This window comes from Photobacterium toruni (genome assembly GCF_024529955.1).
GTDB classification, from domain to species: domain Bacteria; phylum Pseudomonadota; class Gammaproteobacteria; order Enterobacterales; family Vibrionaceae; genus Photobacterium; species Photobacterium toruni.
Genome location: NZ_AP024854.1, coordinates 1177043 through 1200371, shown reverse-complemented (window position 1 = coordinate 1200371; position 23329 = coordinate 1177043). Strand labels below are relative to the sequence as shown.

The 23329-nt window shown below is 37.5% G+C and carries 18 protein-coding genes; 12 read left to right on the top strand and 6 right to left on the bottom strand.

From position 1 onward, the window contains the following. Both nirC and cobA read left to right on the top strand, forming a co-directional pair. Window positions 1-816 carry a nitrite transporter NirC gene (gene nirC, locus OC457_RS05680; protein WP_080174799.1) on the top strand — a complete coding sequence of 272 codons (816 nt, stop codon included), beginning with the start codon at window positions 1-3 and terminating at the stop codon, window positions 814-816. Window positions 817-857: 41 nt separating this feature from the next. Next, a complete protein-coding gene (cobA, locus tag OC457_RS05675; protein WP_080174798.1) occupies window positions 858-1682 on the top strand; it encodes a uroporphyrinogen-III C-methyltransferase in 825 nt (274 codons plus the stop codon). An 80-nt stretch (window positions 1683-1762) separates the two neighbouring features. Here cobA and pgsA read toward each other — a convergent pair whose 3' ends face one another. The 3 genes from pgsA to uvrY form a co-directional block, all read right to left on the bottom strand. Then, complete coding sequence (pgsA, locus tag OC457_RS05670; RefSeq protein WP_080174797.1) at window positions 1763-2320, bottom strand: CDP-diacylglycerol--glycerol-3-phosphate 3-phosphatidyltransferase; 558 nt, start codon at window positions 2318-2320, stop codon at window positions 1763-1765. Between the two features lie 132 nt (window positions 2321-2452). After that, on the bottom strand, window positions 2453-4222 hold the full coding sequence (gene uvrC, locus OC457_RS05665; RefSeq protein WP_235866943.1) for an excinuclease ABC subunit UvrC: 1770 nt from the start codon (window positions 4220-4222) through the stop codon (window positions 2453-2455). An 80-nt stretch (window positions 4223-4302) separates the two neighbouring features. Beyond that, the gene (uvrY, locus tag OC457_RS05660) at window positions 4303-4947 is read right to left on the bottom strand and encodes a UvrY/SirA/GacA family response regulator transcription factor (protein WP_080174795.1); all 645 of its coding nucleotides are present in this window, start codon (window positions 4945-4947) and stop codon (window positions 4303-4305) included. Between the two features lie 658 nt (window positions 4948-5605). Here uvrY and OC457_RS05655 point away from each other — a divergent pair. The 3 genes from OC457_RS05655 to OC457_RS05645 are packed head-to-tail and all read left to right on the top strand — an operon-like array spanning window position 5606 to window position 8699. Then, a complete protein-coding gene (locus OC457_RS05655) occupies window positions 5606-6157 on the top strand; it encodes an ECF-type riboflavin transporter substrate-binding protein (RefSeq protein WP_080174794.1) in 552 nt (183 codons plus the stop codon). 2 nt (window positions 6158-6159) lie between these two features. Beyond that, window positions 6160-7854: an ABC transporter ATP-binding protein gene (locus OC457_RS05650; RefSeq protein ID WP_080174793.1), complete on the top strand. Its 1695-nt coding sequence runs from the start codon at window positions 6160-6162 to the stop codon at window positions 7852-7854. A 2-nt stretch (window positions 7855-7856) separates the two neighbouring features. Then, entirely contained in the window at window positions 7857-8699 is an 843-nt protein-coding gene (locus OC457_RS05645; protein WP_080174792.1) for an energy-coupling factor transporter transmembrane component T family protein, read from the top strand. 432 nt (window positions 8700-9131) lie between these two features. Here the strand turns inward: OC457_RS05645 and lgt are convergent, their stop codons facing one another. Continuing rightward, window positions 9132-9932, bottom strand: a complete 801-nt coding sequence (gene lgt / locus OC457_RS05640) for a prolipoprotein diacylglyceryl transferase (protein WP_080174791.1) — start codon at window positions 9930-9932, stop codon at window positions 9132-9134. 296 nt (window positions 9933-10228) lie between these two features. Here lgt and OC457_RS05635 point away from each other — a divergent pair, with 296 nt between their 5' ends. From OC457_RS05635 to copI, 5 genes are all read left to right on the top strand, one after another. Then, on the top strand, window positions 10229-10621 hold the full coding sequence (locus tag OC457_RS05635; RefSeq protein ID WP_080174790.1) for a hypothetical protein: 393 nt from the start codon (window positions 10229-10231) through the stop codon (window positions 10619-10621). A 221-nt stretch (window positions 10622-10842) separates the two neighbouring features. Beyond that, window positions 10843-12219, top strand: a complete 1377-nt coding sequence (locus OC457_RS05630) for a TolC family protein (protein ID WP_080174789.1) — start codon at window positions 10843-10845, stop codon at window positions 12217-12219. A 12-nt stretch (window positions 12220-12231) separates the two neighbouring features. Then, a complete protein-coding gene (locus OC457_RS05625; protein ID WP_080174788.1) occupies window positions 12232-13953 on the top strand; it encodes an efflux RND transporter periplasmic adaptor subunit in 1722 nt (573 codons plus the stop codon). Beyond that, window positions 13953-17129, top strand: coding sequence for an efflux RND transporter permease subunit (locus OC457_RS05620; RefSeq protein ID WP_080174787.1), 3177 nt, complete (start codon window positions 13953-13955; stop codon window positions 17127-17129). The genes OC457_RS05625 and OC457_RS05620 overlap by 1 nt, the downstream gene beginning before the upstream one ends. Further along, window positions 17130-17603, top strand: coding sequence for a copper-resistant cuproprotein CopI (copI, locus tag OC457_RS05615; protein ID WP_306341387.1), 474 nt, complete (start codon window positions 17130-17132; stop codon window positions 17601-17603). A gap of 64 nt (window positions 17604-17667) precedes the next feature. Here copI and OC457_RS05610 read toward each other — a convergent pair whose 3' ends face one another. Both OC457_RS05610 and OC457_RS05605 read right to left on the bottom strand, forming a co-directional pair. Then, entirely contained in the window at window positions 17668-18750 is a 1083-nt protein-coding gene (locus OC457_RS05610; RefSeq protein WP_080174785.1) for an aspartate/glutamate racemase family protein, read from the bottom strand. Window positions 18751-18970: 220 nt separating this feature from the next. After that, window positions 18971-19462 (bottom strand): YehS family protein, encoded by a 492-nt coding sequence (locus OC457_RS05605; RefSeq protein ID WP_080174784.1) that lies wholly within the window; start codon window positions 19460-19462, stop codon window positions 18971-18973. Window positions 19463-19846: 384 nt separating this feature from the next. Between OC457_RS05605 and OC457_RS05600 the strand changes: the two genes are divergently transcribed. Then, window positions 19847-21313, top strand: a complete 1467-nt coding sequence (locus OC457_RS05600; protein WP_080174783.1) for an MltF family protein — start codon at window positions 19847-19849, stop codon at window positions 21311-21313. A gap of 584 nt (window positions 21314-21897) precedes the next feature. After that, on the top strand, window positions 21898-23088 hold the full coding sequence (locus OC457_RS05595) for a NupC/NupG family nucleoside CNT transporter (RefSeq protein ID WP_080174782.1): 1191 nt from the start codon (window positions 21898-21900) through the stop codon (window positions 23086-23088). Window positions 23089-23329 lie beyond the last annotated feature (241 nt).

The window sequence follows — 23329 nt, the reverse complement described above, 5'->3', positions numbered from 1 at the left end:
ATGTACGCTGACACCATAAAAAAATGTTCTGCTAATGCAGCTCGTATTGTTGAATTTGCACAAACAGAAAAACTAGGCTTTTGGTTAAGTTCTGCAATGGCTGGCGCTTATGTCGGTTTGGGCATTATTTTAATTTTTACACTTGGTAATATGGTTGATCCAAGTATTAGACCTCTTGTTATGGGAGCGACATTTGGCATTGCTTTAACGTTAGTCATTATTGCAGGATCTGAGCTTTACACTGGACACACTATGTTTTTAACTTTTGGTGTAAAAACAGGCCAAATTACCGTTTCTGATACGCTACGGGTATTACCCCAAACGTGGATGGGTAACCTTTTAGGCTCTGTAGGTGTTGCTCTACTTTTCTTTTATGCCGGTGGTGGACACCTTTTAAATGACGGTAATAGCTTATTAAATAATGTTGCTATGGCAAAAACTGCTGCGCCAGCATCTGTACTACTGTTCAAAGGCATTCTTTGTAACTGGCTGGTATGTTTAGCTATTTGGATGTGCCAACGGGTTGAAGGTTCTGCTAAATTTATTGCTATTTGGTGGTGTTTACTGGCTTTTATTGCTTCAGGTTTTGAGCACTCAATCGCTAACATGACTATTTTTGCTTTATCTTGGTTTGGCGATCATAAGGATGCATTTACGCTAGCGGGTATCGGACATAACTTATTGTGGGTAACTATCGGTAATACAATTTCTGGCGTGGTATTTATGGGCCTAGGCTATTGGTTTACAACACCAAAATCACAACGTCCAATAATTCAATCAACAACAACTGATGCTCAAGCACAGCAGTCAATGTAATCATGCAGACCATAATGACACAGCCTCCTTGGAGTAAACTTATGCACACATCAGACACTTTATATGCTTTATCGACTCCAACTAAGATCGGAAAAGTGATCCTTGTTGGTGCTGGCCCTGGTGATCCTGATTTACTAACAGTAAAGGCACTGCGTGTAATTCAACAGGCTGATGCCATTATTTATGATCGTTTAGTCTCAGATGAAATAATTGCGCTCTTTCGACCACATAGCCAGCTTATTTTTGTTGGTAAACAGGCAGGAAATCATTGCGTACCTCAACAACAAATAAATAATTTATTAGTTGAACATGCTTTAGCAGGTAAACAAGTGGTCCGTTTAAAAGGTGGTGACCCGTTTATTTTTGGTCGTGGCGGCGAGGAATTAGAGGCTTTATTGCCATTCAATATTCCATTTGAAGTTGTTCCAGGAATCACAGCTGCATCTGGATGTGCGGCATATGCAGGAATTCCATTAACCCATCGCGATCACGCTCAAAGTGTACAATTTATCACGGGACATTTAAAACAAGGTCAAGATCAAATAGATTGGCTATCACTAGCGCGCGCTAAGCATACGCTAGTGTTTTATATGGGGTTGAATCAAAGCAGTGTTATTCGTCATAAATTAAGCGCCTATGGTATGTCACTTACTACACCTATCGCAATTATTGAGCGTGGCACAACAATCCACCAGCGAGTACTAACGGGAGAGCTAGCCCAAATAGATATACTTGCTCAACAGGCAGCTAGTCCTGCATTAATTATTATTGGTAGTGTGACTCAATTATCACAGCAGCTTAATTGGTTTCAACAACAAACTGATTCAATGACTCATATTGAACAATGTATAGAGCTTTATGGTTAATCAATACACTTTTATCTAATAATATAAACAAAAATGGCGAGCTAATTAGCTCGCCATTTCTTTATTTATTAATAAATTACTTAGTGATTATCTGCGTTTAACAAATCACCTTTTGCAGCTTTAAGATATTGCACCATTGACCAATAAGTTAATACCATTGCAATGTAAAGCGATGCATAACCTAGCCATACGACATATTGATGTGGATGCCATAGTAATAGTAATAAGGCAAACATTTGTGATGCTGTTTTTACTTTACCTACCCACGATACTGCAACACTTGCACGTTTACCTAACTCTGCCATCCATTCACGCAATGCTGAAATAATAATTTCACGACCAATCATCGTAATAGCCGGAACAGTTACCCATAAAGTATGGTAGTGCTCAACAACTAACACCATCGCAGTAACAACCATTAATTTATCAGCAACAGGATCAATAAAAGCGCCAAAACGGGTTGTTTGATTAAGCTTACGCGCAAGATAACCATCAAACCAATCTGTTACGCCAGCAATCCAAAAGATTAACGCAGTAGCAAATGCTGACCATTCATAGGGTAAATAAAAGGTGATAACAAAAAATGGAATAAGAATGAGTCGGATAAAACTTAAAATATTTGGGATTGATAAACGCATAATTTTATTCTTATGTTCAAGATCTGGGTCTAACGTACGATCTAGACTACTCTAAAAAAATAAAAGAGTGTGCCTTTTCTGTAAATTTAACCAATAAAGTACTGAAGCAATGATGACCTTCAAAGCGACAGACTAACCATGTTGCAATGCATCGACTATTTTTTCCGCTAAAGCTAAACTGATACCAGGTACTTTAGCTATTTCTTCTTTATTTGCTTTTTTCAGTTCTTGCATTCCACCCATGTATTTTAATAAAGCCTGACGTCGTTTAGGTCCAACTCCCTCGACATCTTCAAGTGTACTACGTTTTCTCACTTTTGCTCTCTGGGCTCGGTGACCACTGATCGCATGATCATGACTTTCATCACGGATGTGTTGTATTAAATGTAACGCGGGAGAGTCACTTGGCATAGACAATTCTTCACCCGTAACGAAAATTAATGTCTCAAGCCCTGGTTTTCGAGTAGTACCCTTTGCAACGCCCACTAACATTGGTCGTTTGGGCCACTCTGCAATATAAGGTCTAACAACATCATACGCTCTTGAAAGCTGACCTCTACCCCCATCGATGAAAATTATATCTGGAATTTTATCTAATTCCATATTTTTACTATACCTACGTTCTAATACTTGTGCCATCGCTGCATAATCATCTCCCCCCGTGATCCCAGAGATATTATAGCGACGATATTCTTGCTTTAATGGCCCTTCTTGATTAAACACCACACAAGATGCCACGGTTTTTTCACCCATGGTATGACTAATATCAAAACATTCCATTCGAGAGATAGGTTTTAAGTTTAATGCTTGTTGCAGTGCAAAAAAACGCTCCTGCATTGTCATGCGATGGTTTAATTTACTCGTTAACGCAGTTTCTGCATTCGTTTTTGCTAATTGTAAGTATTTTGCTCGTGTACCACGTGGATGATATTTAATCGTAATTTTACGGCCAGCAAGTTCAGATAAAGCCGCTAAGATGGCGTCACTATCATCGCCAAGTTCTTCACTTAATAAAATAAGACTCGGTATAACACGACCCTCAGCTTGATTAAAATAAAACTGAGTAACGAAACTTGATAACACTTCCGTTAACGATGCACCAATGGGCATTTTAGGGAAATAACTGCGGCTACCTAAAATTTTACCCTGACGAATATACAACCCATGAATACACGCCATCCCATTCTGATGAGCAATACCAATAACATCTAAGTCATCTTCATTATCTTGACTAACAAATTGTTGCTCTTGAATTCGACGGAGCGCTTGAATTTGATCGCGATATACAGCTGCGCGTTCAAAATCAAGAGTCATACTCGCCTGCTCCATTTTTTCCACCATGGTATTGATCACTTGTCGATCTTTACCTTGTAGAAATAATCGTACCCATTGCACTTGCTGTTGATAATCATCATCAGAGACTAATCCTTTAACACAAGAACCAGAACAACGACCAATTTGATACATTAAACAAGGACGACTACGATTAGCATAAACGGAATCTTCACATTGGCGAATCGGAAATATTTTTTGCATGAGATGCAAACTATCGCGAACAGCAGAAACATCAGGATAAGGGCCAAAATACTCACCTTTACGACGTTTAACACCGCGATGAATAGATAGCCGAGGATGTTTACTAGCACTTAACAAAATATAAGGATAAGACTTATCATCACGCAATAAGACATTATATTTAGGTAAATACTGTTTGATATAATTGTGTTCAAGGATCAATGCTTCAGTTTCAGTATGAGTAACCGTCACATCAACTTTACAAATATTTTTAACTAACGCGCGCGTTTTTTCGCCCACGACATTAGTTCGAAAATAACTTGCTAGGCGTTTTTTGAGATCTTTTGCTTTACCAACATAGATAACTTCACCGCTGGCGTCATACATACGGTAGACGCCAGGTTGGTGAGTTACCGTTTTGAGAAAACTTTGAGCATCAAAAACGGTATCATCGGCATGATTAGACACTATAATGTCTCGGTATCAAGCATGCCATGACGAATCGCTAGATGTGTTAACTCAACATCACCACTAATATTTAACTTATTAAATAAACGATAACGGTAACTATTTACAGTCTTAGGGCTTAAACTTAATTGCTCTGATATATCGGTAACTTTTTGTCCTTTGGTGATCATCATCATGATCTGTAACTCACGCTCTGACAGTTCTTTAAATGGATTTTCTGAATCTGGCGCGAACTGACTTAAAGCCATTTGTTGAGCAATTTCAGATGAAATATACCGTTGACCACTATTAACCATACGAATAGCGTTAACCATATCATCAGGCCCAGCACCTTTGGTTAAATAACCAGAAGCACCAGCTTGCATAACTTTAGTTGGAAACGGATTTTCAGTATGTACGGTTAATACAATAATTTTAACATCGGGATTGAAGCGTAAAATTTTACGGGTAGCTTCAAGACCACCGATACCTGGCATATTCATATCCATAAGAATAATGTCGGCATGATTGCTTCGACACCATTTTACGGCTTCCTCACCACTGATGGCTTCCCCTACCACTTTAATACCACGGACATCTTCAAGAAGACGTCGGATCCCTGTGCGAACCAGTTCGTGATCATCTACAAGGAATACATTAATCAAGCTGTATCTCCAATATGATTTGGCTCTGCACCCTGCCACAATGGCGGGACAGCTAACTCACTAATACTTATAATTCTACCTTAACTAAACCATGAACCTTATACTGATTCTGTGTCTCAGTGCAAAGTTTCACATAAAGTTAAGACTTGACAGTTTACAGTTATCTATTTTTTACGCGCTGTAAAATAATGACCGTTGTTCGATTATTGTCTATTTTATAATAAAAATAAAGCCCCAAAAAACCAGTCTGTACATATACTAACAATAGCATGATAAAAAACAGCCAAATCAGTAAGCTATAACAGTTTATTAACCTATATTTGATAAGATAAACTCATGGCTGATTATTCTTTAGCCGTCTAGATGTAAAGCATTCCTTTCCGTGAAAGATTACGCTATCATAGCGCCGCTTTTGGTTTCACACTTACGATATACTCCGTTTTCATATTGAAAAGACTTACACCGCTCCTGCTTAATAATGGATTATTAATGCTGAGTTACCACAAAGGATAGTAATTACTATCACGGTACTCTGCTAATTGGCATGGCCTGTCTAATCTGTAACACGATGATTACAACCATAAGCACTAATATAATCCAATTATTGCATGTCATTGATGGCTAAATGTCTCCATGGCTGAGTTAACAAGGTTAAGTTATGAGTCTTTCTGCTAAAACAGTTGTTGTTATTGCAATTGGTGCAGCCTTATATGGCATCGGTGGTTTACCTATGTTCGGTATCCCTGTTTTTGCTAACACCACCCTAAAACCTGCAATGGCTGTTTTAGCCTTATTTGCAGTTCTCTTCGGTCCTCTGGTTGGCTTTCTTGTTGGTATTATTGGCCATTGGGTGACAGACCTATTTGCTGGTTGGGGTGTATGGTTTACATGGGAACTGGGCTCAGGCATTGTTGGCTTAATTATCGGCCTTTATCCTATTCTTACTCGCGGCCGTTTAGAAATGGGATGCTTCTCTAAACTTGATTTTAGCCTATTCGTGCTACTTGCCTTTGTTGCCAATGTCGTTGGCTATGGCTGTTCTGCTTTTCTTGATGCCGTTCTCTATGCCGAACCGTTTACTAAAGTACTCGTACAATTAGTTATTATTGCATTAAGTAATACCGTTATTATCGCCTTTGTAGGTCATTTAATTCTGACATCGGTAGCTAAGCGTAAGCAGCAAAGCTTTAACCTAAAAGAGGCTTATTAATCATGAGTATCGTCTTTAATAACTTTTCGTTTAAATATTGGGCACTTGAAAACCCAACCCTTAAGAATATTAACCTGACGATTAATAAAGGCGAAAAAATTGCGCTTATTGGTCCAAGTGGTTGTGGTAAATCAACATTAGGTCAATGCCTTAATGGACTGATTCCTCATGCAATTAAAGGTGATTGCAGTGGCGAATTATATATTAATGGTAAAAATACGCACACATTAGATCTTGATCACTGCACCAGTATGGTTGGTACTGTATTGCAGGATACAGATGGTCAATTTGTGGGATTAAGTGTAGGTGAAGATATTGCTTTTGCGCTTGAAAACCAAATGATTCCACAACAAAAAATGCGTGAAATTGTGCAAGCAACTGCCAATATGGTCGATTTAAACAGTATTTTAGATCACTCTCCGTTTGACTTAAGTGGCGGTCAAAAACAACGTGTCTCTATGGCGGGTGTCATGGTTGATGACGTTGATATTTTATTATTTGATGAACCTCTTGCAAGCCTTGATCCCAAAACAGGTAAAGCGGCAATTGAAATCATTGATAATCTACATAAAGATTCAAATAAAACAGTGATCATTATTGAACACCGTTTAGAAGATGTATTACACCGCCCAATTGACCGCATTATCATGATGGAGCGTGGTGAAATCATTGCAGATATGACCCCTGACGAACTATTAGCTAGCCCATTATTACAACAACATGGTATTCGTGAGCCGCTATATATCTCTGCAATTAAAGCAGCGGGATGTACGATCACTGCTGAAGATAAGCCCGCTTATTTTTCAACAATCAATCTAAATAAATTCAAGCCTCAACTTGAAGATTGGTTCCATCAGGTTAAGCAACCGCAGCTAGATCCTATCAATGAGGTGCTATTAAGCGTTAACAACCTCAGTTATTCTTATGATGGAGTTCGTAATACCTTAGATGATGTCAGCTTTGATATTCATAAAGGTGAATTTGTTGCCATTATGGGAAAAAATGGCTCTGGTAAATCAACCATCACTCGCTTAATTATGGGCGTGTTAGAAGCTGATAGCGGCACTATTTCCCTTAATGGTAAAGATTTAGCTAATCAATCTATTTTTGAGCGTAGTCAACATATTGGTGTGGTGATGCAAAACCCTAATCATATGATCTCGCACCATATGATTTTTGACGAAGTGGCATCAGGGTTACGTAACCGTGGTATGGATGAAGATCAGATTAAAATAAAAGTAGAAGCAACGCTTAAACTTTGTGGTCTAGGACGCTACCACCACTGGCCTGTTGATGCATTAAGCTTTGGTCAGAAAAAACGAGTAACTATTGCAACGATGTTGGTGCTGGAACCTGAGCTATTGATTCTTGATGAACCCACTGCTGGCCAAGATTACCATCACTACACCGCTATGATGGCCTTTATTCAAGAACTGAATCAAAAATTAGGGCTAACCATTGTGATTATTTCACATGATATGCACTTGGTACTTGAATATACCCAACGCGCTATTGTGATTGCTGATAATCGTTTACTTACCGATGATAAAGTGAACCATATTTTTAGCCAGCCAGCATTACTGGATCAAGCTAACTTAACCGTTACTAGCTTATATTCATTAGCACAAGCTATTGGTATTGAACATATCGATCAATTTATTCGCTGTTTTATCGCCCACGAACTAAAAAATAAATAACCATGAAAAGCAAACATTTAAAATTTGGCATTAGTTATGTCAACACCAACTCTTGGCTTCACGCTTTAAACGGTATTACCAAGTTTGTGTTATTTATGGCGTGGGTAACTATGGTATTACTCACCTTTGATCTGCGGGTTATTTGTGGATTAATCATTGTTGGATTATTGCTATTAAAAGCGACTAAAATTCCATTTGCAGTCTATAAACCTCTCTTAGTAGGTACTGCGGTGGTGTTATTAATGAATGCTTTATTTATGTTTTTGATTGCCCCTCAACAAGGTACCGATTACATGCATTCAACCACGGTGCTAGTACATCTTCTTGGGCACTATAATATAACTCTTGAGACTGTATTTTACTTACTGACTGTTACCCTTAAATATTTCAGTATGTTCCCGATTGCATTAGTGTTTGTTTTCACCACTCACCCAACAGAGTTTTCAGCTAGCTTAAATAAGTTAGGTGTACCTTATCGTATTGCGTATGCAGTAAGTTTAACGTTGCGCTATTTACCTGAAGTGATGAAAGATTTCACCAATATCATGCATGCTCAACAAGCGCGTGGTGTAGATATTTCAAAGAAAGCACCTGTCATTACACGTATTCGTAATGTTGCTAAGATTTTGGGACCTCTGATTTTTTCAAGCTTGGATCGTGCCGATGTGATTTCTAATGCGATGACACTGCGTGGTTTTGGCCGTAATAAAAAACGTACTTGGTATAGCTTAAAACCAATGACAAAAAATGACATTATTGCTTTAGCTATTATTGTTATTGTACTTGGATTAGGGATTCTACATCGTTATCAATCAACAACCTTGTTCTGGTATCCTTTCCACTAAAGCAACCGCTAAAGCATAATAAAAACCGTCATTTATTGGCGGTTTTTTCGTTTAAGCCACTGTCACTATTCACCCCATTTATTTGTTTTTACTACTATTTTTCATTTCATTTTCTTGTTAAGAATATTATTCAATTACTCCTATTATAATAAAAGTAACTTTTTACTTTCCATCACCGCATTAATGACCTCAAATATGCAGCGTCTTATTAAGTAGATTTACATTTTACATCACCTATAACTAACTTAGTGTAGTGTTTAAGCATTAACGTATGCCTCTGAGAGTTTGTTATTTTTAAATACACACTGGTGCAAGTTGGTATTATCGTTACTCAACGTTCATTACTGAGCTTATTAAATAAAGATGGAATGCAAGATAAAAAAAAGCCGATCAGATGATCGGCTTGCTATTATCTGCTTTTAAAGCATTACATTAACTATTTTTAGCGTGTTCTAAATGACGCTCTCTTTGGCCTTTTATTACCAAATAGATACCCACTAAAATAAATGGAATACTTAATAACTGACCAGTATTAATTACCATATCAGTTGAATAATCCGCTTGGTGTACCTTGATAAATTCTAATAAGAATCGTACTGTCATCACCAGCACTAAGAACCAACCTAATAGCAATCCTTTATACTTACCAATATCAGTTTTTCTATATAAAGCAAATAATAAGAAGAATATTGCTAAGTAAGAAAAGCCTTCATAAAGCATAACCGGATGACGTGGTACTAAATCAACACGCTCAAATACGACCGCCCATGGCAGGCTACTTGGTGTACCTAAGATTTCCGAGTTAAAGAAATTACCAAAACGGACAAAGAAACCAAATAATGCAGTTGCTATTGCTAATCGGTCAAGAAGCCACATACGGTCAATAGCATACTTTTTACTGTAATAGTAAACCGCAATAATTAAACCTAAGCCACCACCATGACTTGCCAGTCCACCTTCCCACACTGCAAAGATTTTCGCAGGGTGTGCCCAATAATAATCTGGATCGTAGAACACAACATGAAATAATCGAGCGCCAACAATGATACCAACTACGGCATACATCAGTAATGAATCTAAACTTTCAACAGGTTTATTTTCACGCTCATAAATTGACTTCATAACTTGGAAGCCAAACGTAATAGCGAGCGCAAATAGCACGCCATACCAATGTATCTTTAAACCAAAGAATGACACCAGTATTGGATTAACATCCCAAACAAAATGATTCAAACAAGATTACCTTCTGAGTGAACAATAGCCAAAACAATAGATGCTATCGATAATGATTACAGATTAGCAAGAAAAACCAGTGGGGTGAATAAACCGCAGCTTAATTTATTAAACTATTTCTGATAAATATGGTTGATAATTAATCATAAAAAATAGACTAGTAATATATTAAACATATTAACGCACTATATTTGCCATTTTATGCGCTCATTCACCGTCTAAATAACAATTAATACTTGACCCTTTACTGTGATTATCGCATATAATTGTAACTTAACTTTAATTAAAGGCTTAAGATGTATATCAAACGTCTTCACACAATCTGGATTACAAGCTTTACACTTATAGCATTATTGCTATCAAGTGTTGCTTTTAGTGCGCCTTTAATGTCGATAAAAATGCTTGGTATGAATAACTCGATGATGACAATGTCATTACCGATGGATTGCTGTGATGATGAATCAATGACACCTCATCAACACCACCAAGCACAACAATCAACAGTACATTGCGATAAAATGGGCGGGATTGATAACTGCTGCTCTGTTGCATGTTTAAGTAATATTGCTTTTCTCCCGAGCCAATTTGAACACTTATCTCAGCCATCAAATCTAACGCTCATCGCGATAGAAAAAACACATCAATTAAATACCACTACTCCAACGTTATATCGTCCTCCAATAGCATAAATCCGTTTAATCTATTTTTACTCACGACATCATTTTGTCCGTGATAGATTAATTGCATCTTATGATCTGTATTTAATTATTTTGCAGCAGATCTAAGATCACCATAAGTTTTATTTAATTCAATGCTGTTCTTGACCATTATTACTTAACTAACTACGTAATAATAATTAGATCATCACTACTATTGTTTTATCTTTGCTTATGGAAGATTGGATTACGTTATGAACGTTACAACTTCTATGCTAGTTCTGGCTATCACTGCTAGCGCAATAACACCTGCAACTCTGTTTGCATCACCAAAAACAGTTGCGGCAACCACACAGCAATCGCAACAATTGACACGACTGATCACTAAAGCGATTAAGAACGATGCCAATATAGCTCAAATTAGTGCTCAACAACGGGCAATGCATGAAACCAGTTTAGGCACCAACAGCTTACCTGATCCCAAGTTAAAACTGGGTGTCGGTGGTTTGCCTACAGATAGCTTTTCTCTTAATACTGATCCAATGACCACGCTATCAATTGGCTTAATGCAACAATTTGACCGTGGTAACACTCTTGATTTACAGCAACAAAAAGGTGAGATTCAAGCACAGGCTATTGGTACTCAACAAGCGGTTCGTGAGCTTGATATTACCAATAAGATGACGCAGTTGTGGTTAGAATTGGGCTATCAACAATCTGTTTACCGTACCTTACAACGTAACCATCGTCTGGTAACCGAATTAGCTAACGTCACCAACACTAATTACGCTATCGGTAGTGGTGAAGCGCAAGATTCACTCCAAGTTAAGCTGCAACTTATTAAGATAGAAGATAAATTACAAACAAATCTACAAACACAACATCGCATCATGGCACAACTGTCTGAATGGCTAGGTGCAGATTGGCTTACCAATCAAACAATAGTCCAAGCATCAAACCAGTTATCTTGGCAACATCTTAACCAATTAATGCCGCGTTTAACGGCCACTACCCAACATTATTCATTACTAAAACAACATCCACTGGTACTTATTGCCAATAGTGCTATTGCTGCAAATGAAACCCAAGTCGCTATTAGCCAACAAGCCTACAAACCTCAATTTGGCATTGAAGTTATGTATGCCTCTCGCCAAGCCAATGGCATGTCGGGCAAACCTGCCTCTGATCTCGTTAGTGCATATCTCACCATGGATTTACCGCTATTTACTGATAATCGTCAAGATCATCATTATGCGGCAGCCCAATATCAAGTGGGCGCAGCAAAATCCCAGCGAGATCTATTGCTAAACCAAATGAATGCTAACGTTAATGCCCTGCTGGTTGAACGGAATAATTTAAGCCAACGCTTATCTCGCTATACAACTAGCCTACTTACTCAAGCAAAAGCACGTACGCAGGCGGTTGAACGTGGTTATCAAAACAATACCGCACAATTTAATAATGTGATTATCGCAGCCACTGATGAGCTAGCACTCGTTATTGAGCAGGCTCGAGTTATTACAGATTTAAACATTACTAACAGTAACTTAGCTGCATTAGTAAATGGTTTTGATATTCAACCACAATCGTTACAGCTACAGCACTCAACAGCTATCAATAATAATCAATAAGTAGGTAATCCCATGACGTCAAAAAATACCATTAAAATTGCCACCGTTATGTTACTTATTGGTGCAGCTATTGGCGCTACAGCAACATATTATATCTCAAGCAACTCAACACCCACGATGGCTGCTGCAACCATAACGGCAGACAAAGAACCATTATATTGGGTTGCGCCAATGGATCCCAATTACCGCCGTGATAAACCAGGTAAATCACCAATGGGGATGGATCTCATTCCTTTCTATGCGAAAAAAGACCCTGCCAAAGAAAATGTTGCCGGGACGGTTATTATTGATGCTGCGGTTGAAAATAATTTAGGTGTAAAAACAGCAGCGGTTATTAAACAAAAATTAGCTCCCCAAATAAATACCATTGGCTACGTTGCTTTTGATGAAAGCCACCTCTGGCAAACCAATATTCGTGTCAGTGGTTGGGTTCAAAAACTATACGTCAATGCCGTTGGTGAACAGGTACATAAAGATGATGTGTTATTTACTCTTTATTCACCTGAATTAGTTAAATCTCAGCAAGAATTACTTAATGCTTATCGCACTGGTCGACAAGGATTAATGCAAGGAGCCCGTGAGCGTTTAGCCGCCCTTGGGGTCGATAAACAACAAATTGAACGTATTATCAAAACAGGTAAAGCGACAAAAACCATCAAAATCAAAGCCATCGCTGATGGTGTTATTGCAAGCTTAAATATTCGTGAAGGGGGCTATTTATCACCCGCACAAGCCGCTATTAGTGCAGGACCTCTTAATGAAGTCTGGGTTAATGCTGAAATATTTGAACGTCAAGCACATTGGATAACCACAGGCAGCAAAGCAAGCATGACACTAGACGCTATTCCCGGCCAACAATGGCAAGGGAAAGTGGATTATGTTTACCCTATTTTAGATCCCAAAACGCGTACATTACGAATGCGGTTAAAGTTTGCTAATCATAATGAGCAATTAAAACCCAATATGTTCGCCAACATCACCCTCACCCCTAAAACAGAAACGGCTGTTCTCACTATTCCGACTCAAGCCGTGATTCGATCAGGCAATATGACTCGAGTTGTAATCGCCGAAGGTAATGGGAAATACCGATCAGCAAAGATCCGTATTGGTCGTGAAGCTGATAATCTCGTGGAAGTTATCGCAGGATTAACCACTACCGATCGTATTGTCACCTCTGCACAATTTATGCTTGATTCCGAATCCAGTAAAAGTGCTGATCTATCACGTATAAATAGTATCGACAGTGTCGATAAAGTCGCCTCTGTCACTTGGGTTCAAGGAGAGATCACTGCGATCAATGCTGATCAACGAATATTAACCATCAACCACCAGCCAGTCAGTGCTTGGAATTGGCCCGCGATGACGATGGACTTTAATCTTGATAAAAATATTAAAATTAAAGAGTTAGCAATTGGTCAGCAGATTGAATTTGAACTGCAAAAAACCGCTAATAATCAATATAACATCATTGATTATAAGCAACAGACTCGCAGTATTGCCAATGAAGTGTGGGTAAACGGTGATATCTCAATGCTAATGCCCGCATTCAATATGATCACGATAAACCACCAAGCAGTGCCTGAATGGAAATGGCACGCAGGCGAAATGAATTTTACCGTCAACGATACTATTGCATTAACGAATCTTAAACAGGGGCAATCGATTCGGTTCAAGCTCACTAAGAATGGCAGTAATTATACTCTGAAAGATCTGAAGCCAATGGAGAATAAATAATGATCCCTGCTATTATTCGCTGGTCAATCCATAACCGTTTATTAGTATTAATTGCGGCCTTATTTTTAACCATTGGTGGCTTATACAGTGTTAAAAATACTCCTGTCGATGCCTTACCAGATCTGTCTGATGTTCAAGTCATTATTAAAACCAGCTACCCTGGACAAGCACCACAAGTGGTTGAAGATCAGGTCACTTATCCATTAACGACAGCGATGTTAGCCGTACCGGGGGCCGAAACTGTCCGTGGCTATTCTTTCTTTGGTGATTCCTATGTCTATATTATCTTTAATGATAAAACCGATATGTATTGGGCGCGCTCTCGAGTTCTTGAATATTTAAGCCAAGTTGCACCTAAGTTACCCACTAATGCCAAACCAACCTTGGGGCCAGATGCGACAGGGGTTGGCTGGATTTATAGTTATGTACTACAAGATAAAACAGGCAAACACGATCTAGCACAATTGCGTAGTTTACAAGATTGGTTTCTAAAATATGAACTGCAAACTGTGGCGGGTGTTTCTGAAGTTGCAACGGTTGGCGGCATGGTCAAACAATACCAAGTTCAGATCGACCCATCCAAACTTCGTGCCTATAACCTTACGCTTCAACAAGTCAATATGGCGATTCAAAACGGTAACCAAGAAACAGGTGCTTCCGTTATTGAAATGGCTGAAGCTGAACATATGGTACGTACTACAGGCTACTTGACCAATATTGAGGATATAAAATCACTGCCACTCAAAGTAACTGAGAATGGTACACCACTGTTATTAGGCGATATTGCAGATATTAACCTTGGTCCGCAAATGCGACGGGGAATTTCTGAGTTTAATGGTGAAGGTGAAGCAGTCGGTGGCGTTATTGTGATGCGCTTTGGTGAAAATGCCAGTCAAGTGATCACTAACCTCAAGGCTAAACTGGCACAATTACAGCAAGGCTTACCAGACGGTGTAGAGATCGTTGCCACCTATGATCGCTCAACGTTAATCGATCATGCGGTGAAAAATCTTTGGCAAAAACTTGCTGAAGAATTTCTGGTGGTAGCCATTGTCTGTGCGCTATTTCTATTCCATATTCGTTCTTCATTAGTGATCGCGATTAGCTTACCAATTGGTATTTTATCTGCTTTTATTATCATGCATTGGCAAGGCATTAATGCCAATATCATGTCATTAGGTGGTATTGCTATTGCAATCGGCGCAATGGTTGATGGAGCTATCGTAATGATAGAAAACGTCCATAAACACATTGAACGAACACCACTCACTGATGAAAACCGTTGGCAAGTAATAGGCAAAGCAGCTGAAGAAGTCGGTACACCGTTGTTCTTTTCACTGCTGATTATTACATTAAGTTTTGTTCCCGTGTTCGCGCTTGAAGGACAAGAAGGCAAAATGTTCTCGCCATTGGCATTTACTAAAACCTATGCCATGGCAGCGGCAGCAGGGTTAGCGATCACTTTAGTGCCTGTATTAATGGGCTATTTCGTTCGCGGTAAAATTCTGCCTGAACATAAAAATCCAGTTAACCGCGCTGTTATTGCACTCTATCGACCATTGTTGAATTTAAGCCTTAAATTTCCGAAAACAATGATCGTGATTGCGCTTTGCTTAATGGCATCTTCATATTATCCGCTAACAAAACTTGGCAGTGAATTCATTCCACCGCTAGATGAAGGTGACTTGATGTATATGCCAACCACCTACCCTGGTATTTCGATTGGTAAAGCGCGTCAGTTATTACAACAAACCAATAAACTGATTAAAACAGTACCAGAAGTTGCAACAGTTTGGGGCAAAGTTGGTCGAGCCGATACAGCAACTGATCCGGCACCATTAACCATGATTGAAACAGTGATCCAATTAAAGCCACGAGATCAATGGCGAGCAGGTGTCACCCCTGAGTCTTTACGCAAACAATTAGACCAATTGATCCAATTTCCTGGCTTAACGAACGCATGGGTGATGCCGATCAAAACCCGTATTGATATGTTAGCAACTGGGATCAAAACGCCTATTGGGATCAAAATAGCAGGCCCTGATCTAGAGGTTATCGAAAAGATCGGCGCAGAACTTGAGCCTATTTTAAATAACATTAAAGGCACTACCTCAGTATATGCCGAGCGTGTTGCTGGAGGACGTTATATCACGGTTGATATTAATCGTCGCCAAGCTGCACGTTATGGGTTAGCCATTAAGGATATTCAACAAATAGTCTCTACCGCTGTTGGTGGAATGAACGAGGGTGAAACCATTGAAGGTCTAGAACGTTACCCTATCAATGTGCGTTATCCCCAATCCTACCGAGATTCAGCCGCAAAATTAAAAGATCTGCCATTAATAACTCCCAATGGTGCTCGTATCGCACTGGCTGATGTGGCAAATATTCGTTATGAAGATGGACCGCCAATGATCAAAACCGAAAATGCACGTCCAAATGGATGGGTTTTTGTCGATATTGATCAACGGGATTTAGGCTCTTACGTTGCCGAGGCACAGCAAGTGGTTGCGAAACAATTAAAACTGCCCGCAGGTTACTCATTGGCATGGTCAGGTCAATATGAATATATGGAGCGAGCAAAAGCCCGCTTGAGTATTGTGACGCCAATTACTCTTGCCATTATTATGCTACTGCTTTATTTCAGTTTCCGCCGTGTACAAGAAGTATTGATTATTATGGCAACTCTGCCATTAGCAATGGTGGGTGGTTTATGGTTGATGCTCATACTTGGGTTTAATTTTTCAATTGCTGTTGGTGTTGGCTTTATTGCGCTCTCTGGTGTCGCGGTTGAAATTGGGGTGATTATGTTGGTGTACTTAAACCAGTCATGGACCTTTAAAAAACAAGATGCACAAGATCAGCAACGTGCATTAACTGTAATAGATTTACAGCAAGCAATCAGTGAAGGTGCAGGATTACGCGTTCGTCCCGTAATGATGACCGTACTGACCGTTATCATTGGTTTGATTCCGATAATGTATGGTTCTGGTACTGGCTCTGAAGTCATGCAACGTATTGCCGCACCAATGATTGGCGGAATGGCGTCAGCACTTTTACTGACCTTATTAGTGTTACCTGCCATCTTCAAATTATGGAAAAGTCGCGAACTTAATACCAATACCAATACCAATACCACAGCATCATTAAATTCATCATCAATCACAAAGGAATGAATCATGAAAAAAACACTACTTACTTTAATATTAGCCTTAACAACCACCACGACTATGGCTGCTATGGATCACTCACAAATGGACCATCAGATGATGAATATGAAAAGTATGTCTGATGTAGGTATGCCTGCGATAGGTTCAAAACCCAACAAAGTCGTTTATGTCACCCTTGCTGATGATATGACGATCACTCTTAAAAAAGCAGTTGAGATTCAACCTAACGATGTTGTGCAATTTGTGGTAATGAACACTGGAAAAATGGTACATGAATTTTCAATTGGCTCACCCCAAGAGCAAGCACAAGCTCGACAAATTGGACAAGATCATCATATAAAAAATAGCAATGCCGTTACAGTCGCACCAGGAAAAGCCAAACACGTATTATGGCATTTTCATGGCAGTAACAAGATAGAGTTTGCTTGTAATATGGCTGATCATGCCACAGCAGGTATGACTCAAACAATCACATTGTAAACCGTTATTAACAATTTTAAACGAGGTAGATACTCTTCTCTGCCTCGTTTTATTTAACTGTTAATTATTCAAAGTCAGAATAATAATCAGCTAATTTGTTCGTTATAATTTCATCTAATACATTAATATCACTATAAATATCAATATCTAAAGCCGCTAATTTCTGCTCAATATCCATTGCAGATTCCGAAAAGAATAATGTCGGTAAATGAAAATAACTTCCAACAACACTCTGATTACGCTCAGTCAAATAATCTACCGTATAATCAAAAATACGCTGTTGAATCTCTATACTTTCAGTTAAGGACGACACTTTAAACACTAAGGGTGTTGCCCAATCTAAATGTTGTCCTTGGTAGGTTGCCAAAGGTTGAATTAATGGCTCACTGTGCCCTTTAACAGCAACTAATGCTTGTGCTAATGCCATTGATGCATCAATAACGTCAATTTTTTCTGGTAGCATCCCTTGGGCTTTAAATCGCTGACAACTGCTAGCGGTTAAAGCTAATGGTAATTCAGTGCAGCCCAATATCACCTTCGTACACCCCTGTTTAGCTATCTCATCACCTATTACTTCACATAAGAGTGTTTCTGCTTGCTGAGTGATTTTAGCCGTTTTAATACCAAAATCAGGATTGTAAATAGCCTCCATTATCTTCGTTTGGTTCTCAACAGTAGGCTGTATGGCTTTAATTCCCTGTTCTGTTAAGGCCGTTTGATATAAACCTGACTCTATAAGACTATTAACACCCATAACTAATACCGTCTCTTGGCAACCTTGTAACGATATTGCTGTTTGTTTAATCATATCCACAAAAGTCATAGGTATATCAGGTAATATCCGTCGAAATAATTCATGGGCGCTATTACAAGCAAGACCAAGATGATCAACCGCTAAATATTGCATAAAGCGTAATGTATATGCCGCGGTATCAAACTTGCGTAATTCAGGTATATCTGTTGGTCGCCACTGCTGCATCACTTCTTGAGGTTTATACGCTAACCGCGCATTTCCAAAGGCAACAAATTGACATTCTTTATGTGCAGACAACGAAGAAATTTTAGTCATTAAATCGACCATTGCCTCATTACCCATTCCGCCAATGATACCAATACGTGGTTGTTTTAAATTATCCTTAATTTTCATAGTTCAACGACTCAATATTTATAATAGACGTTGATAATTTATAGACTAACGGCTTTCTTTACTTTGAGTAGATACAATGAAGTTCACAAATATATTGATTAATATGTTAGTAAATATTTCAATAAGATAATTGATAAGTAAATGCCTCTTTATTTCATTACCACAAAAAAAAGCAGCTTCAATAGAAGCTGCTTTTAATGTTTCTTTACAACAAGGACAATTACTTCTCGTCAGTTGTTTCTTCTAGTGACTCAACACCACGAAGGTTGATCTGTAGTGCTTGTAAAAAGTTACGTAGCACTTGATCTTTACATTCACGGTAATGTTTATGATCCACTTTACGGAAGAAAGCACTTAATTCATGCTTACTTAAACGAAAATCAACTAACTTTAATAAATCAAGCACTTCTTCTGCTTTTAGATTTAATGCAATTTGTAATTTTTTAAAAATAATATTATTTGTGATTTTTTGCTCTGGTGCAGGTTGAACACCTTCTTTTTTGCCGCGTTTTTGATTAATAAAACCATTCAAGAAAGTAGCTACTTGCTCATCTGAACAACTTTTGTAACCTTCAGCGTCATCCGCTTTTAACCAGCTACATACTTGTTCGCGTGTTACTTCACAATCAGCAGCAGCAAAAATAGCGATCATCTCGCTGTCATTTAAATCAAAAGTATAGCGAACACGGCGCAAAACATCGTTATTAGTCACAATTTATCCAATTCAGTATGCTGTGGTTGTAATAATCACAGCGAAATTATCAGCGCAGAATAACAGATAATTCATTGCTATTCACCCGTATCTAACAGCTTTTGTATATCAATAATGCGAATTATAGCTTTGTTTAATGAATTGCTCTCGACAATAATTAATAACCTTTCAAAGGTATATCAATAAATAGCTTACGATTGAGAATAAAGACTTAACCCTTCATAAATACAAATCAACCGATCAGTTTATTGTTTTTGTCTCTCTAAAAACGAGTATAAGTCATACAAATTATCGAGATAAATAAGACGTTTTCACTATTTACAGCCATAATTAAACTTCAAACGTATTAATTTACGCTCATTACAAAATGGCAGATAAAAAATTATGATTATTTCTAATTTTATTAAATATAAATATCCGTTAATTTTTGTATGCCTACTATTAATGAGCTTTCAAATTAATGCCATTCAACTCGCCCCTCTTGGTGGTTCTAAGTATGTGGGTGATCTCGCTGAATTAGAAAAAAAAAGGGTATTACGCGTATTGGTTGCGGCAGATCTTGGATTTTACTATATAGAAGATGGTATTACTAAAGGCATTATTGCAGATCTATTACAGCATTTTGAGCAAGATATTCGTAAAAAACACCCAGCGTTGCATATACAAATCATCCCAGTGCATCGTGATAAGCTACTGCCTTATGTCATCAGTGGCTTAGGTGATTTAGCGATTGCCAATATTACAATAACGACCGATCGCAAAAAACAAGTCGCTTTTAGTGAACCTGTACTGACTAATATTTCAGAAGTTTTAATTAATAATAAGAAACAACCTCCATTTACCAAAGTTACTGATTTAAGTGGTAAAACAATATGGGTAAGAAAGAGTTCTAGTTATTATCAAAGCTTACTTAAAATTAATAATAAATTACGAATGCAAAATTTACCGCCAGTATCAATATTATTCATCGATGAAACATTGCAAGACTATGAATTACTAGAACTTATAAATTTAGACCTCTTAAATGCAACAGTAATAGACAGCCACAAGATCAAAATCTGGCAACCTATATTGAAAAATATTCGTATTAACAATAACTTTGTACTGCGGAATAATGGTCAAATAGCATGGGCAATGCGTAAAGATAGTCCCAAACTAATGGCATTGATTAATCAATATATTGATACGGTAAAAGAAGGAACCCTAATTGGTAATATAATTTATAGTAAATATCTTAAAAATCATCGGTGGCTTAATACGTTATTAGATCCTAATAATATCGATAAAATGGAAAATTTATCACATATTTTCTTTCGTTATTCAAAACAATATGATTTTGATTATCTAATGTTAATGGCACAAGGCTTTCAAGAATCAGGTCTAAATCAACACAAAGTCTCTAATAAAGGTGCTGTCGGAATTATGCAGGTATTACCGAGTACTGCCCGTGATCCTAATGTTAATATTCCAAATATTTATACGGCAAAAAATAATATTCATGCGGGTATTAAATATATGCGTTACTTGCAAAATCAATACTTTAGTAGCGACGAGATAAATTATGATAATAAAATTTATCTCTCTTTAGCCGCTTATAATGCAGGGCCTGGTAATATCAATAAAATGCGCCGTTATGCTAAAGAACAAGGCTATAATCCTAATGTATGGTTTAATAATGTTGAAATCATTACCCGTAAACACATAGGATTACAACCGATTGTCTATGTTAATCATATTAATCGTTACTTCATTGTCTATAAACAAATAATGAAACTGCAACGTTTTCGTGATTCAGGCATTCGTCCATTTATTCCACCGTATAAATTTGACGCTCCAAACTTTTTCAAATAATCAACTAACGTAACCAGTTGATTATGATTTTAAATTAGGTAGAGACAAATGCTTAGTTCGACGGTCATGTTTATGGAAATACCATAATTTTCTATTTTTAGAAGATTTTTTCATTACAGTGCCTGTAATAATACTAATAGAGTAAATATCTTCTTATTATCTATCTATAATGTAAATTAATGCTAGCGCCAATTATCCTCCATAATTCCAATATTACATTGTAATATTAATGCTATAACTTAATATGCTACACGACTATTGATATATACCTAGCAAAATAGTAAATACTTAATTCAAAGAGTGACAAATTACATCACTTAAATAAACACATATATTTCAATAAAATAGATTAAATCAAATCACCCAATACAGTAACTTTTATTTCATATACTCATCATTATTATTATTTATTTCACTATATTAGAATAAATAGCAAGCGATTGCGCAAACGTGAAAAATTAGTTCTTGTCAATCGCAAAAAAAATCACTGGATTAAAATTGCGATATGTATCACTTTATTAAAGGATGAAATCATTCAGCATACACACATAAACAGATAACAATCACACTGAGCACAATCCAATATGGTCTATTTACACTTTATACTCGGGTTAGTCGTTATTGCAGTATTAGCCTTGCTTGCCAGTAACAACCGAAAAAACATCAAATATCGCTATATTATTCAGCTACTTATAATAGAGTTAGCACTTGCTTACTTCCTTCTCAATTCATCTGCTGGTACAGGTATTGTGAAAGAGTTTGCAGATGCATTTAATGGTTTACTCTCATTTGCAGGTGACGGTACTAATTTTGTATTCGGTAATTTATCAAATAACAACGATTTTAACTTCTTCCTTAGTGTATTAATGCCAATTGTTTTCATCTCCGCATTAATTGGTATTCTGCAACATATCAAAGTCTTACCTTACATCATTAAAGCATTAGGTTTTTTGTTATCTAAAGTCAACGGCATGGGTAAACTAGAATCATTCAATGCAATCAGTGCATTAATGGTTGGCCAGTCTGAAAACTTTATTACTTATAAAAATATTCTAGGTGGAATGTCTGAGCGTCGCATGTACACTCTTGCGGCAACGGCTATGTCAACGGTATCTATGTCTATTGTTGGCTCATACATGAAGCTGATTGATCCTAAATATGTTGTTGCGGCATTGTTTTTAAACATGTTCAGTACTTTCATCATCCTTTCTATCATCAATCCTTATGATCATGAAGCAGAAATGGATATTGATGAGATGATGGCAGCAGAAAGTGGTGAAAAATTAACGTTCTTTGAAATGCTAGGCGAATACATTTTAATGGGCTTTAAAGTTGCCGTTATTGTTGCAGCGATGCTTATTGGTTTTATCGCATTAATCTCAATGATTAATGCTGGCTTCAATGCTGCATTTGGGATCAGCTTCCAAAACTTAATTGGTTACTTATTCTACCCTGTTGCATGGCTGATGGGTGTTCCTGCTCATGAAGCATTGCAGGCAGGTAGTATCATGGCAACTAAGCTTGTTACTAATGAATTTGTAGCAATGATGGATCTTCAGAAACAAGCTGGTGGCTTATCAGCGCATACTATAGGTACAGTTTCTATCTTCTTAGTTTCATTTGCTAACTTTAGCTCCATCGGTATTATTGCGGGAGCAGTTAAAGGGGTGAACGAAGAAAAAGGTAATATGGTTGCTCGATTTGGCTTACGTTTACTTTATGGTTCAACATTAGTTAGTATTTTATCTGCATTAATTGCTAACATCATGCTATAGCAATAGCTTGTAATCACAGGGTTCTTAAAATGAGCCCTGTGATTTTTTATTACATAAGAATCAATATCTTCAATCCTTATCTTATTATTATTTTCTCTACTTAATCTCCTATATACAATCAATTCCACTACCGTTAATCAAATAAGTAATATTAACTTTCAATTTTAGCCTCTTTAATTTGTATGATAAATAATTTAGATTTTGTGTTACTCATCACATAAAATTCGATTTAGCGAAAAAA

Excerpts from the sequence above, each read along its gene's own strand:
- uvrC (WP_235866943.1), bottom strand. The coding sequence starts at position 4,222 with ATGTATGACGCCAGCGGTGAAGTTATCTATGTTGGTAAAGCAAAAGAT.
- OC457_RS05655 (WP_080174794.1), top strand. The coding sequence starts at position 5,606 with ATGAGTCTTTCTGCTAAAACAGTTGTTGTTATTGCAATTGGTGCAGCC.
- OC457_RS05600 (WP_080174783.1), top strand. The coding sequence starts at position 19,847 with ATGATTATTTCTAATTTTATTAAATATAAATATCCGTTAATTTTTGTA.
- nirC (WP_080174799.1), top strand. The coding sequence starts at position 1 with ATGTACGCTGACACCATAAAAAAATGTTCTGCTAATGCAGCTCGTATT.
- OC457_RS05620 (WP_080174787.1), top strand. The coding sequence starts at position 13,953 with ATGATCCCTGCTATTATTCGCTGGTCAATCCATAACCGTTTATTAGTA.
- OC457_RS05610 (WP_080174785.1), bottom strand. The coding sequence starts at position 18,750 with ATGAAAATTAAGGATAATTTAAAACAACCACGTATTGGTATCATTGGC.
- OC457_RS05630 (WP_080174789.1), top strand. The coding sequence starts at position 10,843 with ATGAACGTTACAACTTCTATGCTAGTTCTGGCTATCACTGCTAGCGCA.
- OC457_RS05625 (WP_080174788.1), top strand. The coding sequence starts at position 12,232 with ATGACGTCAAAAAATACCATTAAAATTGCCACCGTTATGTTACTTATT.
- OC457_RS05635 (WP_080174790.1), top strand. The coding sequence starts at position 10,229 with ATGTATATCAAACGTCTTCACACAATCTGGATTACAAGCTTTACACTT.
- OC457_RS05650 (WP_080174793.1), top strand. The coding sequence starts at position 6,160 with ATGAGTATCGTCTTTAATAACTTTTCGTTTAAATATTGGGCACTTGAA.
- cobA (WP_080174798.1), top strand. The coding sequence starts at position 858 with ATGCACACATCAGACACTTTATATGCTTTATCGACTCCAACTAAGATC.
- OC457_RS05595 (WP_080174782.1), top strand. The coding sequence starts at position 21,898 with ATGGTCTATTTACACTTTATACTCGGGTTAGTCGTTATTGCAGTATTA.
- OC457_RS05645 (WP_080174792.1), top strand. The coding sequence starts at position 7,857 with ATGAAAAGCAAACATTTAAAATTTGGCATTAGTTATGTCAACACCAAC.
- pgsA (WP_080174797.1), bottom strand. The coding sequence starts at position 2,320 with ATGCGTTTATCAATCCCAAATATTTTAAGTTTTATCCGACTCATTCTT.